The sequence below is a fragment of the Enterobacter cloacae complex sp. P27C genome, assembly GCF_014895705.1.
GTDB classification, from domain to species: domain Bacteria; phylum Pseudomonadota; class Gammaproteobacteria; order Enterobacterales; family Enterobacteriaceae; genus Enterobacter; species Enterobacter bugandensis.
Genome location: NZ_JADBQB010000001.1, coordinates 306,634 through 321,948 on the forward strand (window position 1 = coordinate 306,634; position 15,315 = coordinate 321,948).

The 15,315-nt window shown below is 53.8% G+C and carries 11 protein-coding genes and 1 pseudogene; 9 read left to right on the forward strand and 3 right to left on the reverse strand.

What is annotated here, in order from left to right; translation table 11 throughout:
- Positions 1–95 precede the first annotated feature (95 nt).
- From bhsA to IM291_RS01555, 9 genes and pseudogenes are all read left to right on the forward strand, one after another.
- Positions 96–353: a multiple stress resistance protein BhsA gene (bhsA, locus tag IM291_RS01515; RefSeq protein WP_023332711.1), complete on the forward strand. Its 258-nt coding sequence runs from the start codon at positions 96–98 to the stop codon at positions 351–353.
- Between the two features lie 429 nt (positions 354–782).
- Positions 783–983 (forward strand): hypothetical protein, encoded by a 201-nt coding sequence (locus tag IM291_RS01520; protein ID WP_126327399.1) that lies wholly within the window; start codon positions 783–785, stop codon positions 981–983.
- A 198-nt stretch (positions 984–1,181) separates the two neighbouring features.
- Positions 1,182–3,695, forward strand: a complete 2,514-nt coding sequence (locus tag IM291_RS01525; protein ID WP_192985952.1) for a type VI secretion system Vgr family protein — start codon at positions 1,182–1,184, stop codon at positions 3,693–3,695.
- Positions 3,692–5,829: pseudogene (locus tag IM291_RS22065) on the forward strand (DUF3274 domain-containing protein). The gene IM291_RS01525 and the pseudogene IM291_RS22065 overlap by 4 nt, the downstream one beginning before the upstream one ends.
- Positions 5,830–5,842: 13 nt before the next feature.
- The gene (locus IM291_RS01535; protein ID WP_192985953.1) at positions 5,843–6,553 is read left to right on the forward strand and encodes a hypothetical protein; all 711 of its coding nucleotides are present in this window, start codon (positions 5,843–5,845) and stop codon (positions 6,551–6,553) included.
- A 3-nt stretch (positions 6,554–6,556) separates the two neighbouring features.
- A complete protein-coding gene (locus tag IM291_RS01540; protein ID WP_192985954.1) occupies positions 6,557–7,270 on the forward strand; it encodes a hypothetical protein in 714 nt (237 codons plus the stop codon).
- Positions 7,270–7,527, forward strand: a complete 258-nt coding sequence (locus IM291_RS01545) for a PAAR domain-containing protein (RefSeq protein ID WP_032639699.1) — start codon at positions 7,270–7,272, stop codon at positions 7,525–7,527. The genes IM291_RS01540 and IM291_RS01545 overlap by 1 nt, the downstream gene beginning before the upstream one ends.
- Positions 7,527–8,903 carry a hypothetical protein gene (locus tag IM291_RS01550; RefSeq protein ID WP_192985955.1) on the forward strand — a complete coding sequence of 459 codons (1,377 nt, stop codon included), beginning with the start codon at positions 7,527–7,529 and terminating at the stop codon, positions 8,901–8,903. The genes IM291_RS01545 and IM291_RS01550 overlap by 1 nt, the downstream gene beginning before the upstream one ends.
- Positions 8,903–9,166: a hypothetical protein gene (locus IM291_RS01555; RefSeq protein WP_192985956.1), complete on the forward strand. Its 264-nt coding sequence runs from the start codon at positions 8,903–8,905 to the stop codon at positions 9,164–9,166. Before IM291_RS01550 ends, IM291_RS01555 begins: the two co-directional genes overlap by 1 nt.
- Before the next feature lie 166 nt (positions 9,167–9,332).
- On the opposite strand, the gene IM291_RS01560 is transcribed toward IM291_RS01555, so the two are convergent.
- From IM291_RS01560 to IM291_RS01570, 3 genes are all read right to left on the reverse strand, one after another.
- Entirely contained in the window at positions 9,333–10,298 is a 966-nt protein-coding gene (locus IM291_RS01560) for a L,D-transpeptidase family protein (RefSeq protein ID WP_028012736.1), read from the reverse strand.
- A 151-nt stretch (positions 10,299–10,449) separates the two neighbouring features.
- Positions 10,450–13,896 (reverse strand): transcription-repair coupling factor, encoded by a 3,447-nt coding sequence (gene mfd, locus IM291_RS01565; RefSeq protein ID WP_192985957.1) that lies wholly within the window; start codon positions 13,894–13,896, stop codon positions 10,450–10,452.
- 149 nt (positions 13,897–14,045) lie between these two features.
- Positions 14,046–15,119 carry an acyltransferase family protein gene (locus IM291_RS01570; RefSeq protein ID WP_063437660.1) on the reverse strand — a complete coding sequence of 358 codons (1,074 nt, stop codon included), beginning with the start codon at positions 15,117–15,119 and terminating at the stop codon, positions 14,046–14,048.
- Positions 15,120–15,315 lie beyond the last annotated feature (196 nt).

A 15,315-nucleotide genomic window follows, 5' to 3' on the forward strand; every position in this document is an offset into this window, starting at 1 on the left:
GTTGACGCGTGAGCTGGATCACATTTATGATTTACCTATCGATCGTTAACTAAATGGCTAACGACCAAAAAATTCATCTGCCAAAGGTAAACATTATGAAAAACGTCAAAACCCTCATCGCTGCTGCTGTACTGAGTTCACTCTCTTTCGCAAGCTTTGCTGCTGTACAGGTACAGTCCACTCCAGCCGATCAGCATAAAGTCGGGACGATCTCTGCGTCTGCCGGGACTAACCTGGGCTCTCTGGAAGATCAGCTGGCACAAAAAGCGGAAGCAATGGGTGCAAAATCTTACCGCATCACCTCTGTGACCGGTCCTAACACCCTGCACGGCACCGCTGTTATCTACAAATAATCCGGGCATAAACCCTCATTTATGCCACTGCAATAAAAAACGCCCTGCACATGTGCAGTAATGCCGATCGTTTAAGAACACTTGAACGATCCTGCCAGTAAGAAACAATCCGGGTTCAGCCCCTCTGGCCCGGATTTTTTACGTCTGAACTCGATATGGACTTCGTTGCGGATGCTTTCCCGTCCGACTGGATACTTTTTCCCGCTCTCTGGATGCGTCCTGCGAGAGCCGTCTGGTCATAATCTGATGCATCCAACAACGTGGTGTCCACCAAATAAGTGGTGGGTATCAACGTGTCAGATATACGGAAAAATGTGACTCCCGGTAGGCGAAAAGGCTGCCCTGAGTATTCTCCTGAGTTTAAACAGCACCTCGTTGCCGCCTCCTGCGAACCCGGGATACCGGGACGGACTTTATCCTCACAGACTGATGGCAGATAAAATCCCGCTTACGGAAACTGCCGTATATTCTTATCCTGCGGCGAAGCGGTTTAATATTTATTGCTGTTCGCCAGGGAAGAGTGATTTATATCAGGAAAAAGGTCTGAATTATCCTTTGGCAGCGGTTCCTGAATATCTGATGATGCGTTCACAAGAAAAATGCGTCGTCCATATTGTTGTTACCGGCTGAATTATTATATATGGCCAAGGCGTTATTTTTGGTCTTTTTTTATTTGTGGCGTGAATGTTTTTGTCTTATTTATGTTTAAACTGAATGACATGTATTTTGTAACATTCTGTGATGTGTTACGGAATGGCGTTTTATTAAATGGACTGTGGGCGTATTGTATTTTTAATAAATAGTCATTTTTAACAGGGATATTTGGCGATGGAAGGACCATCTGGCATTGTTCAGCAACAGGATACGTTAAACCGTTATTTACTGTATTTTACACGAGGCAAATCTGTTTTACCGGATGTTCACTCTTTTACCGGGGAAGAAGAACTCAGTAAGCCCTACCGCTACACCATCCGCTTTACCAGCCCAACATCAAACATTGCAGTCAACGAAGTCCTCAATCAGAGCGCGGAATTTATTCTGCGTGCCCCGAATCCGAAAGCAGGCTGGTACGATCAGGAGCCCTGGCTGCCGGTGCGCCAGATTAACGGGGTGATCACGTCGTTTTCCCGTCTGAAGTCATCTGCCGATGAAGCCCTGTACGAGTGTGTGCTGGAGCATGAGCTGGCGCTGCTGGACCGAAATTACCGCTCGGCCGTGTACATGGATGTAACCGTACCCGAACTCGTCACTCAGCTGATGAAGGAAAGCAGTCTGTTTGAAGGCTACAACATTGATTTTGACCAGCTGAGTCGCAGCTATCCCCGAAGGGAAATGGTCATTCAGTGGAAGGAAACCAATCTCCAGTTTATCCGCCGTCTGCTGGCCGAGGTAGGGATCTGGTTCCGCTTTGAAAACCACGACAAGGTGCAGGGCGAAACGGTGGTTATCTTTGGTGACGGTGGCCGCCGCTATGTCTTCAGCGATAAGCCGCTGCCGTACGTCCGCCATTCCGGCATGACCAGTCATGAAGAATACATTACCGAGCTCGAAGAACAATACGAACTCATTCCCGAAAGCGTGCTGGTGCGTACGTATAACTACCGTAATCCATTTTCGCCACAGGCGGATAAAACCATTTTCGATAATGATATTCCCGACGGGATAACTAGCGGCAAACAGTATCACTATGCCGATCATTATCTGGAGAACGGCGATTTTTACGGTGAAGAGGCGGAAACAGCCACGTTCTACGCGCGCCTGCGCTATGAGCGCCTGCTGAACAAACAGAGTGTGCTGGGTGGAACAACCAGTGACCCGGCACTGTTGCCGGGTGTGATGTTCCACCCGACAGGGGATATTCCTGACGGGTTTAAGCACGGTTTTCTTGTCACCACAATGACGCTTTCCGGCAGTCGAGCACAGCACTACCGCGCCATCCTGAAGGGGATCCCTTATCTGAACGGCTACAGCTATCGTCCGGAATATCTGCCGCGACCGATGATTGCCGGTACGGTACCCGGTCGCGTGGCGGCCATCAATCGGGATCGCACTTATGCCGGAGTCGATGCCCGGGGCCGATACCGCGTGAAGTTTGATTTTGACCTCGACGAGAAACGTGACGGTTTTGAAAGTGCGCTGATGCGTCTGGGCAGACCGTACGGCGGGGATGTGTTTGGTTTTCATTTCCCGCTGCTGGACGGCACAGAAGTGGCTGTAGCCTTTGAAGGCGGCGATCCGGACCGGCCCTTTATTGCGCATGTCATGCATGACGGCGCGCACCCTGATCTGGTTACAAACCGCAACGACACCCGCAACGTGATCCGCACTGCTGCTTCAAACAAAATCCGCCTGGAGGACCGCCGCGGTCAGGAACACATCAAGATTTCCACGGAGTACGGCAAGAGTCAGGTCAGCGCTGGCCACCTCGTTGACGCGGAGGGAAAACAGCGCGGTGAAGGTGTGGAAGCGCGTACTGACAATCACATGGCGCTCCGTGCGGCCAAAGGGGTGATGATCACCACGGAGGCGCAACCGCGTGCTGTGGGTAAGCAACTGGATATGACGGCCGCCATTGCGCTTCTGGAGAAAGCGTTGTCGCTGGCAATGACGCTGCAACAAAGCGCACTGACGGCCGGGGCCAGTAATGTGGAAACCGATCAGCAAAACCAGCTGAACCAAGTGCTGAGTAATCTGGCAGGGCCGGGTCTGCTTACCTATGCCGACAAAGGGCAGGCACACGTCACGCCGGACAGTCTGCAACTGTCTGCCGGGAAAGATGTGATTGTGACTGCGGGCCAGGATACCAGCGTAAACGTGGTGAAAAAATTCTCTCTGGCCGTGGGGGAAAAACTCTCGCTGTTTGCCCGCAAGCTCGGCATTCAGATGATTGCCGGTGCCGGGGATATCACGACGCAGGCCCAGCGCGGTGCCATGCATATGCTCTCGCAGAATGATTTCACGATGGCGAGCACCGACGGGCAGCTGAACGGCATCGCCAAACAGGGCATACAGCTGGTCTGTGGGGGAGGCGGGATACGCGTCAGTCCGAACGGACTGGTCACCATCTTCTCGCCGACGGGAATCGAACTGAAAGGACCCAGTCTGAAGTACGACGGCCCGGAAAGCGCGCAGGTCACGGTCCCGCCGTTCAATCAGGGCGCATTTAAGCTCCGCTACCAGCTGCACGCCGGAGATGACCCGGAGCAAATTCTCGCGAACAAAAAATTCAGGCTGACCAGCTCGGCCGGAAAAGTGGTGGAAGGCATAACGGACAGCAACGGCCATTCAGCATTACTCGATGCCGATGACCTGGACACCTACAAAATGGAGTTAATGGAATGACGGAAGCCAGACAAAGCCCGTATGCCCCACGGATCATATCAGAAGGGGATATCCCGATACACAAAGATTTGGGGGAGGTGGCCCAGACCCGTCGCGTTGGCGTGCCGCGCCCGATGCCGGGGATTGTGATCCTGGTTCATGGCGTGAACGACGTGGGTGAAGCGTACCAGAATCAGGAGAAGGGCATTATTGCGGGCCTGAGTAAGCGTCTTAATCGTCAGGATTTTTACGCGCATGAATGGGGGGAATATAGAATTGCGCACCCCGGCCGTTCACCGGTTATCCCGTTTTACTGGGGATACAAGCCGGTAACGCATGAGGATTACGTTGCAGACCAGCAACGCTACAGGGAAGAGGTTTACAGGCAGGGAAACAATGCGCACCTGTCGTTTGATGCTTATCAGGAGGATAACGAGGAGAATAAAGCGGCGCTGGGTAACGACGGCAAAGGTGCGTATAAGTACCAGAACGATAATTTCAAAAACGCCCTCGATACGAATTTTGCCAAAGGTGGAGGGACGTTTGCCAATGCGACAACCAACATCCCCGATATGTTAGGACCGGGAGCTGGAGGCGCGGCGCTGGCCGCCGCAGGGTTTGCCACATTGCACATGAACGGCGGCGATTACACGCACCCCATCTTTCCGAACCCGCACCGCATCTATCAATTCTTTGCCGCGCAGCGGCTGGCGGATTTGATCCTTCAGATACGTGAACCGCTGGTGACGCGAAATGATGTGATTAACGTGGTGGCACATAGCCAGGGAACCATCATCACCATGCTGGCAAATATGCTGGTTAAACAGGCAGGATATGAGCCGGTTAACTGCGTCATTCTGAATCACTCACCGTATTCGCTGGAAGGACGTCTTAGTGAAGACGCCCAGCCCGGCCATCACCAGACGGCGTTTGCCCGCCAGGAGACGTTTAAACACTTCTGCGCACTGATGGCAACCCAGTACAAAGGCGGAGAGCTGTCAGAGGCAGATATGCTGGCGATGAAACCAGCTGCGCATCACGCAAGCCTTCCGATAACCCATTGAGGAAGGATGCTAAGTATCGTCGTGACAATAACGGCAAGGTTTATAACTACTGGTGTCCGCAGGACGGTACCGTCTCCCTGCAAAACATCCAGGGATTTGGCTGGCGGGGTATTCCCGATAAGTTAGCTGCTGGCATTCCTAACCTGCGTCAGCGGGTATTCTGCCAGCATCGCTGGGTTGGCCGCATGGAGACGGAGCCGTTTAAGATGGCACCGGAGAGGAAAGGTGATTTCAGCACCACCCCGATGATGAATGCGGGATATTCGTACAGCGACGTGGTGATAAACGGCGAAGAGCTGCCGGAGCCATTTATTTTTAAACTCATGGGGCAGGATAACCATCCGGATAACGATCCGAAAACCAGTGATAAACCGTACACCGCGTATATCGACCCGGACAGCCCGGATGCCTACATTTCCTATTCAGCTAAAGCCAGTGCCATTTCGCGCACGGCATCGGCTACCTATGCGGTTGATAACTATCAGCGTATCAGCTGGCAACCGGGTCATGTATTAACGCCGAATGAGCTGCAGGTGGAAAGTTTTGACCGGGGGCATGAAGTTATTCGCGGTGAAGTGACGGGAACGAGAGATTTTTCTCAGCTGACGCTGACCTGGCTTAAATCCCGTGACGAACTTGAAAAGGAGTGGCAGAACACCGATCCGGTAGGCTACAGCCAGCACTCTTCTATCGTCGCCAGTGAATTTGCACCGTCGCACGCGATGGCGTTCGACCTGGCTATCGGTCAGTGCAAGTCCTTTGACTATCAGGCGGGTAAGTTCTGGGAAGGCTTGTTACACCGCGCAGACTGGCGAGACCCGCAGAATGGGTTCAAGTCAGCTATAGATTATTACAGAACCGGAAAGTTGAATGATGAAACAACAAAATGGTTTATGAATAAACCTGAAGATGTTCTGCCTAAAGGTGAGTTCGGCGTGGAAAACCAGTTTAACAATGCCACGTCGGTTAAGCCATCCCGTGATCTGGCAACAGGGAATCAGGAAGTGGCAAATCTACAATGGGATATGCCTAAGCCAAAATCTGACAGCGACCTGGGAATAGCGAAACAAAAATCGTGGTGGGAATCGTGACAGGGAGACAAGCATGAAGATAGAACGTACAGCAGGTATTGCCCTGGTGTCAGTGCTGGTGGCCGCAGGTTGCAAGGCTTCAGAGCCGCCAACGCAGGTAGTGTACCGGTTCGATGACCATCGTTATCTGGAGCTGAAGGGCTGGGACTGCGAGGGTGAACTCTGGTACACGGATACACTGCGGGGTATCCACACGGAGCCTGTCAGCCAGTTTTACCGGATATTTACCAAAAAATATGTCCATCCATCTGAGAAATATATTGCAATAACTGGTTGGGGTGTTGGTGGATTTAGGGTTTCGAAAGATTATGGGCAGACCTGGCAAATTGCACAGTTTTCCCTTGGTGAAAATGATCTTAATGGAATGAATGCCCCACAGCAGGAAGATGTTCTTTCCTTCACGGTCGTCAACGATCAGGGTTTTTTGCAGACCAAACATCGACTGTATATGTCGTCCAAACCGTTTGACGACCCGCGCCTTGCCGCTGGTGGTCCTGGGATTGAATATACCGTTGACGACGGAACTGGGCAAAAGGTAAGCGGGAAAGTGGAACCTCGTTCACCTGGCTGGCCTTGGGGAATGGTGTATATGACCAAACAAGGTTTAGAAGGCTCTACTGAGCAACTTAAAACCAATTGGCAGAATCAACCCGATAAGGTTCCGGAAGTGAAGGGATACACCGGCTGGGACCATATGCGCTGTGATATGGATGCGGGGCGTTAAAAGATGAAAGGACTTTATTCATTGCTGACCGCGCTGCTGCTGGTGGCCGCAGGTTGCAAGGCTTCAGAGCCGCCAACACAGGTAGTGTACCGTTTTGATGATCATCGTTATCTGGAGCTGAAGGGGTGGGACTGCGAAGGTGAACTCTGGTACACGGATACCCAGAAAGGAATTCATACCGAGCCGGTTAGCCAGTTTTACCGAATATTTACCCATAAATTTATTCACCCTTCAGAGTGCTATATTTCAATCCCCAACTGGGAGGTAGATGGATTCCTTGTTTCGAAAGATTATGGCGAAACGTGGAGGTCAGTAGGATTTTCCCCATCACCTAATGAACCTAATGGTGATAACAGAGCACCCGCAGAAGATGCTGTGTCTTTCACCGTCGTTAACGATCAGGGTTTTTTGCAGACCAAACATCGACTGTATATGTCGTCCAAACCGTTTGACGACCCGCGCCTTGCCGCTGGTGGTCCTGAGATTGAATATACCGTTGACGACGGAACTGGGCAAAAGGTAAGCGGGAAACTGGAACCCCGTTTTCCTGGGTGGGCCTGGGGAATGGTGTATATGACCAAACAAGGTTTAGAAGGCTCTACTGAGCAACTTAAAACCAATTGGCACAATCAACCCGATAAGGTTCCGGAAGTGAAGGGATACACCGGCTGGGACCATATGCGCTGCGATATGGACGCAGGAAGGAAAGGAAACTGATGAACGGCGTAATTCGACTGAATGACCCGCTGGTGAGCGGCGGGAAGGTAATTAAGGCGTCAGGCGCGCAGTTTATGGGCATGCCTGTCGCGCTGAAAGGGGATGAGGTGATGTGTCCCGAACACAAGGGGACGTTCCCCATTAAAGAGAGCCATCCGACATGGACGATGAACGGCCGGGGCGTGGTCGTGGATGGCTGTAAAGCGGCGTGCGGCTGTGTTATTCGCACCACACTCCCCACTGCGGGGGCTGTGTGATGAACTGGTGGCTTTACCCTAAGCAGAACGAATTTAAACATGACTTTCCCACTATTGGTGTGTGTGTCGTCTATGTGCTCGTGGTGATTGTTTGTACTGGTATTCGGGCTGTCACCTGGCCGGGTAATAAACATGTAGATTCAGGTTTTCTTGTTGATGCCGTGGTAATACCTGTCGCTGTAGTAACCTTTTTAGTACAGGCGTTCTGTATTGCGTATAACGCGCACAGACACTACATAGAAACGCGGTTATTGATTGCGGCACGGCAGGAATACAAGGTTGTCAGCTATGCCAGGCGTAACATCATCCTGGCTGGCTGGTCGATACTGACCCCGCCAAAGGCAACAAAGGAGCTGGCGCTGAACATGTTGAAACTGGAGGGGGAGTTTCCGCTGGCCGCCAAAATGCCGTTGAAGATTGACCTGGATAAATCATTCGATTTCACGCGAGCCGGGCAGGCAATTATCTACCTCCTGGCGCCGATGATGGAAAAACTCTCCCGGTACAGGCAGATTGAAGCGCTTGTATGGGTGCGAGGTGGGGATGAATCCTGTAGCGATGAACTCCGGCGTGTGCTTGAACGTTCCGGGATTTCAACCAAAAAAATCACATTTTTGCCTGAATGCCCGGACTATACGTTAGTCACAGAGTGGATAAAACAGGCGAACGGCTACGTTGTTGAACGCCTGCTTATCTGTGTAGATTTGCATTCTGAAGAAGGGGAATGCAAGTGGATGGAGAATGCTACCGCGCTTCTCCTGACGAATTACTACGTTAAAACGGAAGGAGAAAAACCTGTTTATCTTTATCAACCGATGACGGGGGTTATTGACGTAGAAAGTGCAGTACCTGTTTATCTGCGTGCGGAGGCTGTCAGTAAACCCAAACAGATCTGGTATACCGGTTTATCGCGCACAGAGAAGTATCCGCTGCTGGAAGTGCTGGACGAAAAAAAAGTCGTACCGGATCGGCTGGAGCTTGAAATGTCGCTCGGTGAGCATTCTGCAGGGTATCCGTGGCTGGCGCTGGCGCTGGCTTCAGATGCAGTATCGTATGCACAGGGCGACCAGTTTGTGGCGGCATCCGAACAGAAAAAGTTTTGTATTACGGCGGTATCCTCCAGATTAACCCATCAGCCCGATTATCCGGCGGAAAAAATGTACACTCCACCGTGGTCTTCCGCCGGACTATCCGGAATGATGTTATTTTTCGCTGTTATATTAACTATGTTTGGTTTCAGCGTTAACGAGGGTGAAGATATTTCTGGCGGGTTCCTGGTTATTCTGTTTGTAATATTTACTGGATTGTTTACGGCTGCAGGGGTATTTATTACCTGGCTACAGGGTGATAAGGCTTACCAGCACATGGGGATGTAATGATGAATAAACTAATCGATCTTATTTTACCTCATAAATCTGTATTTTATTATGATGATTCGGCCCTCGGTGTAATGCTTGCGTTAATGGTGGTGGATATTGATTTGTCTTTTGATTACAGGAACAAAAAGCACTGGTGTGCATATAATAAATTAAAATCATTGAAGGATTCTCCAGGAAACTACCACTTATATGCCGATACGTATCCCTTCCCGACGGGAATGCTATATTTGTGTGCCGCTGAAAATTTTCACAGACTATAAGGTGTTTTTAATGATGTTGATTATGTATCCGGGATTTCCTGCCAGAAAAAAGAAAGCACCGACGATACGATCGTTCAGTGCTTTATGTGCCATCTAAATATCCGTTCAGGTTTAAGTCACGTGAGCCTTAAGTAAAGCAGACGTGCAGGGCGTTTTTCTTTCCAGTTTACATCGATTGCTGGATAACATCGTGATGCCGGGTGACGTCGGTCGGCATGCCTGACCGCGCTTCCATCGCGCGCTCCATCACCATGCTATCGGTATTCGCATTCGTTTTGAAGCTCACCATCGCGGCATTCAGATTAATGGGTAACGTCTGGGGATCGTCGCCGATATTTTTTGATAGCGGCTGGTGAATCTCAACCAGCCGCACGCCGCCTGGCTCTTCAGAGACCTTAATCGGCGTATTGATAATATTCACCTTCGTTCCCGGCGTAACGACGTTAAACAGCGTTTTGATATCGTCATCGCGCAGACGAATGCAGCCGGAGCTGACGCGCATGCCGATGCCAAAATCCGCGTTTGTACCGTGCAGCAGGTAAACGCCGCCGTATGCGGCAAGGCGGATCGCGTGATGACCCATCGGGTTATCCGGGCCTGCCGGAACCACGGCAGGAAGATCGATGCCCTGGGCCTTATAGCGGGCGCGAATGTTGGCCGTCGGCGTCCAGGTTGGGTTGGCGCGTTTATCCGAGACGGTGGTGACCATCGTCGGCGTCAGCGTATCGCCGCCCAGTTGACCAATACCGATAGGGTAGACGGTAACCTCATTTTTACCCGGCGGGTAATAGTACAAACGCAACTCTGCCAGGTTGATCACAATCCCCTCGCGCGGGGCATCCGGCAGGATAGTCTGTAACGGAATGGTCAGTACGCTGCCCGCGCGCGGGACGTACGGATCGACGCCGGGGTTCGCCTGCAGCAGGGCCAGAAAACCGACGTTATATTTTTTGGCTATCGCTTCCAGTGAGCCACCATTGTTTTCAACCACATGAAAACGGTTTTCGCCCACCACCTTGCTGCCGGGCGGGGGAAGGGGCCAGGTGTTTGCCCGCGCAGGAAGCGCAACCGCGACGGTGGCTGCCAGCGCAAACAGGGTTATCCAGCGGGTAAAACGCGAAGAGGTCATCATCACCATAATCCATGTAAATGATAAGGTTATTGTTTTATAAGGGGTTAAAGATAATTATGGCGAATGGGTGTGTCGGGAAGATCGGGTGAAGTGCAAAGAGTTTGTAAATTGTCCCCCCGCCAGCACTGCGCTAACGGGGGGGAAGGGCGAGTTACGCGACAGCGTTCTCTTCCAGCTGACGCATAAAGTTACGCACCCAGTCCATGCGCGTTTTGCGCTCCGTCAGCTCCTGGGTAAATTTCAGTCGCGTCGGGCCATCAAGACGGAAGTGCTGCGGCTGTTTTTGCAGCAGGCCGATCAGCCACATCGGGTTGACGTGGTTCTTCTCGGCAAATTCAATGACGCCGCCTTTTTCGTTGCCCTCAAGCTTGCGAATGCCCAGCTTCTGCGCCTGCTGGCGCAGGCGCGCGATATCCAGCAGGTTACGCGCAGCATCTGGCAGCAGGCCGAAGCGGTCGATCAGCTCAACCTTAATTTCTTCCAGCTCGTTTTCCGTCTTCGCGCTGGCGATGCGCTTGTAGAACGACAGTCGGGTATTCACGTCCGGAATGAAATCATCCGGCAGCAGGGAAGGCATTCGCAGTTCGACCTCGGTCTGCTGGCTGGTCAAATCTTCCAGAGACGGCTCGCGCCCGGCCTTCAGGGCGTCCACCGCGTTTTCCAGCAGCTCCATATAGAGCGAGAAGCCGATGGTCTCCATGGAGCCGCTCTGGTCCTCACCCAGCAGTTCACCCGCGCCTCGGATCTCCAGGTCGTGCGTGGCCAGCGCGAAGCCTGCGCCGAGGTCTTCCAGCGAGGCGATGGCTTCCAGGCGCTTTTGCGCGTCGGTGGTCATCGCTTTCGGATGCGGCGTCAGTAGCCAGGCGTAGGCCTGATGATGCGAACGCCCGACTCGGCCGCGCAGCTGGTGAAGCTGGGCCAGGCCGAAGTGATCCGCGCGTTCGATGATAATCGTGTTCGCCGTTGGAATGTCGATCCCGGTTTCGATGATAGTGGTACACACCAGCACGTTAAAGCGCTGGTGGTGGAAGTCGTTCATCACCCGCTCCAGCTCGCGTTCGCGCATCTGTCCGTGACCGATGGCAATACGCGCTTCCGGTACCAGTTCCGCCAGCCTGTCGGCGGCTTTCTGGATATTTTCGACATCGTTATACAGGTAATAGACCTGACCCCCGCGCAGCACTTCACGCAGAATGGCCTCACGCACCACCAGATTGTCGTACTCGCGGACAAAGGTTTTTACCGCCAGACGACGGGCCGGCGGCGTGGCGATAATCGACAGATCGCGCATGCCGCTCATCGCCATGTTCAGGGTTCGCGGGATCGGCGTCGCGGTCAGGGTCAGGATATCGACGTCGGCGCGCATCGCTTTGATACGCTCTTTATGGCGAACCCCGAAGCGGTGCTCTTCGTCGACGATCAGCAGCCCCAAATCTTTCCACTTCACGTCGCTTTGCAGCAGCTTATGGGTGCCGATCAGAATATCGATCTTGCCTTCGCTTGCCTGCTCCAGGATCTGCGTCTGCTCTTTGGTGCTGCGAAAACGCGACAGCATCTCTATACGCACCGGCCAGTTGGCGAAACGGTCCCGGAAGTTGTCGAAGTGCTGCTGAGCGAGCAGGGTGGTTGGCACCAGCACCGCCACCTGCTTGTTGTTTTCAACCGCAAGGAAGGCGGCGCGCATTGCCACTTCGGTTTTGCCGAAGCCGACGTCGCCGCAGACTAAGCGGTCCATTGCCAGCGGCTGGCACATGTCGCTCAGCACGGCATTAATGGCCTGGGCCTGATCCGGCGTGGTTTCAAACGGGAAGCTGTCGCAGAACAGCTGGTACTGTTCTTTGTCGTGCTTAAAGGCGAAGCCCTCTTTGGCCGCGCGCTGGGCGTAGATATCCAGCAGTTCGGCCGCCACGTCGCGCACTTTTTCCGCCGCTTTCTGGCGTGCACGCGCCCAGGCGTCGCCGCCCAGCTTGTGCAGCGGCGCATTTTCCTCCGCGCCGCCCGCATAGCGGCTGATCAGGTGCAGCGACGAGACCGGTACATAGAGTTTGGCGTCGTTGGCGTAGGTCAGCATCAGGTACTCACCTTTGATACCGCCCGCTTCCAGCGTGGTCATCCCCTGATAGCGGCCAACGCCGTGCTCCAGGTGAACAATCGGCTGGCCTGGATGCAGCTCGGCCAGGTTGCGGATCAGCGTGTCCGGGTTGATGGTCCGACGGCTGTCCTGACGGCGGCGCGCGACGCGCTCGCCCAGCAGGTCGCTTTCGCAAATCAGCGCCAGGTTATTGAGCGTATCAATGAATCCGTGCTCGGCGGCGCCGATCATCAGATAACGACCGTTTCCGGTCGCTTCGCTCAGGCGAAGAATGCGCTTCGGCGCCACCTTAATGCGTCCCAGCAGCTCACCGAGCGCCTCGCGGCGGCCTTCACTCTCAACGGAGAACACCACCGGCCCGGTAAAGGATTCCAGGAACTTGCGCAGATTATCCAGCGGCGATTTCTGCTGCGCCTGTACGGCCAGGTCCGGCAGCGTGCGGAAGGCGAGGTTAGTGTTGGCGGCCTTATCGGCAAGCGAATCGGTTTTCAGCTGCATGCGCGGCCAGCGCTTCAGCTCGGCGTTGAGTTCGTCGGTGCGCAGCCACAGCGCTTCCGGCGGCAGGAGCGGACGCATCGGGTCAACGCCCCGGTTTTCGAAGCGTGCGCGGGTTTCGCTTTCAAAGCGGCTGGCGCTGGCGTCGATATCGCCGGTGTTCACAATCAGCGTATTCGCCGGGAAGTAGCTGAACAGGGCGGGCAGCGGCTCGCTGAAGAACAGCGGCTGCCAGTATTCGATTCCGGCCGGGAGCGTACCTTTGCTGACCTGCTGATAGATGTGTTCTGCATCGCGCTTTACGTCGAATCTGTCGCGCCACTGGCTGCGGAACAGCTCGATGGCGGTTTTGTCCGTCGGGAACTCGTGGGCAGGCAGTAAATTGATGGATTCCACCTCTTCCAGCGTGCGCTGGGTGTCGGCATCGAACACACGCAGGCTGTCGATTTCATCATCAAAGAAATCCAGACGATACGGCTGGTCGCTGCCCATCGGGTAAAGGTCGAGCAGCGCGCCGCGGGTGGCATATTCCCCGTGCTCCATGACCTGATCGACATGGCGATATCCGGCACCGTCAAGCTGGTCTCGCAGGGTGTCGCGAGACAGGCGCTGGCCTTTTTTCATCACCAGCGCGTGGCCGTGCAGATAGCTATGCGGGCAGACGCGCTGCATCAGGGTATTCACCGGCACAATCAGCACGCCGCGCTGCATGGTCGGGAGTTGATATAGCGTCGACAGGCGCGAGGAGATGATCTCCTGATGCGGGGAGAAACTGTCATACGGCAGCGTTTCCCAGTCGGCCAGGCTGAACACCAGGCTATCGGTGAACTGGCGGATTTCATCGTGCAGGCGCAGGGCGTTTTGCATATCCGGGGCAACCAGTACCACCGGGCCAGGGTGCCGCTCAGCGATTTCTGCCACCAGCGAGGCGCACGCCGCGCCCGTGAGTTCACCCAGCTGGCGCTGGTCGCCCGCTTTGACGGGCAAGGAATAACGATAGTGTTCAGGCATGGCTATGTCAGAGTCTCTTATGGATATACCAACAGTATTGGGGCATATCACTGATACGCAATGTCTTTATTATCCTCGATCGTTTTACATAAGCAAATTGTAACCGCACGGCAGGGCTAAACGCCCCCAAAACGGGGGCGGAGAGGGCATTAACGGGTGGCAGGTGACAGGCTCCGCGTAGACGGAGGAGAGAAGAAAAGGTCCCCGAACAGCGCGGTGGAAATTTTACGCACCCCGAGCCCGGCAAGGGTACAGATCAGCAGGCTGGCAATCGGGTAGACCAGTATTAAGCACAGTTCTGCCCAGACCGGCCACAGGGCGGCATTCATCTCGCCGATCAGGATCAGGCTGAAGGCCTCAATTAAGATGCGGTGGGTGGTATAGATCGCAATGGTGTTTGAGCCAATCACGTTCAGCAGGTTGTTGGGATGTACGGCATAACGCTGCTCAAGGCTGTAGAACAGCTTCATGATCAACACGATCGACAGCAGAGAAAGCAGGAGAGGAACGTTAGCAAACCACAGCACCACGGAGACGGCCGCGAAAGCGCCAGTAGCCAGCCAGGTGCGGCGCAGGTTGAAGCTTTTCATCCACGCCATCAGCTCGGCGCCATACCACGCCCCCAGGCTGTAGTAGATCATGTTGCGTACCACGCTGTTCATTCCCCACCACGGCAGCGGCAGGAAGTTGATCGCGATGCTCGCCAGCGCAAGAAGTCCGAGTACCGGCAGCTTCCAGCGGCTCAGCAGTTTACACAGCGTGAAGTAGACCACCAGAGCATACAGATACCACAGGCTGGTGCTGGCGGTGAGCATGCCCCGCACAAATCCTGCCAGAGAATCGGCGTAGGCCGCGTTCGACGAGGTGGCAAGCTCGCGATCGGGCGCCAGCCAGGCGTTCAGGTGGGTCAGCGCCTGCCATTGCAGGATCCCCCACAGCGCCAGAACCCAGACAATGCTCCAGATCCGCTTGTCGAGGCTGGTGCGCCAGTCTACCTCATCAATATAACGACGGATCAGATAGCCGGAGATAAAGAAGAAAACCGGCATCCGGAACGGGGCGAGATAGAGGTTAAAATAGACCCAGCATTTGGCGAGGAGACCGGAGAGCGGATGCTGTAGCCCGCTGAGATGAGGATAAAAGGTGATAACCGAGTGGTAAATCACCACCAGACAGATGCACAGCCCTTTTATCTGGTTTATCCATAATGCTTTTTGCTTCATTGTTCGCAACTACCTTATTGCCATAGACGAACGAGCAATTGTTGTTAAACGAAACCGTGATGTAATGGGTAACAGTCTGTATCAGGAGGTTTTTCGGAAAAGGTGGAGGTTGCGAGGCGCGGTTTCAGACATTAGTACCCTGATTTATCTGAATTTTTCGGAAAAATGATTACCAAAGCTTACGGTTTCAGTCATT

Coding starts and splice junctions, on each gene's coding strand:
- IM291_RS01525 (WP_192985952.1), top strand. CDS start 1,182: ATGGAAGGACCATCTGGCATTGTTCAGCAACAGGATACGTTAAACCGT.
- IM291_RS01570 (WP_063437660.1), bottom strand. CDS start 15,119: ATGAAGCAAAAAGCATTATGGATAAACCAGATAAAAGGGCTGTGCATC.
- IM291_RS01555 (WP_192985956.1), top strand. CDS start 8,903: ATGATGAATAAACTAATCGATCTTATTTTACCTCATAAATCTGTATTT.
- mfd (WP_192985957.1), bottom strand. CDS start 13,896: ATGCCTGAACACTATCGTTATTCCTTGCCCGTCAAAGCGGGCGACCAG.
- bhsA (WP_023332711.1), top strand. CDS start 96: ATGAAAAACGTCAAAACCCTCATCGCTGCTGCTGTACTGAGTTCACTC.
- IM291_RS01535 (WP_192985953.1), top strand. CDS start 5,843: ATGAAGATAGAACGTACAGCAGGTATTGCCCTGGTGTCAGTGCTGGTG.
- IM291_RS01520 (WP_126327399.1), top strand. CDS start 783: ATGGCAGATAAAATCCCGCTTACGGAAACTGCCGTATATTCTTATCCT.
- IM291_RS01540 (WP_192985954.1), top strand. CDS start 6,557: ATGAAAGGACTTTATTCATTGCTGACCGCGCTGCTGCTGGTGGCCGCA.
- IM291_RS01560 (WP_028012736.1), bottom strand. CDS start 10,298: ATGATGACCTCTTCGCGTTTTACCCGCTGGATAACCCTGTTTGCGCTG.
- IM291_RS01545 (WP_032639699.1), top strand. CDS start 7,270: ATGAACGGCGTAATTCGACTGAATGACCCGCTGGTGAGCGGCGGGAAG.
- IM291_RS01550 (WP_192985955.1), top strand. CDS start 7,527: ATGAACTGGTGGCTTTACCCTAAGCAGAACGAATTTAAACATGACTTT.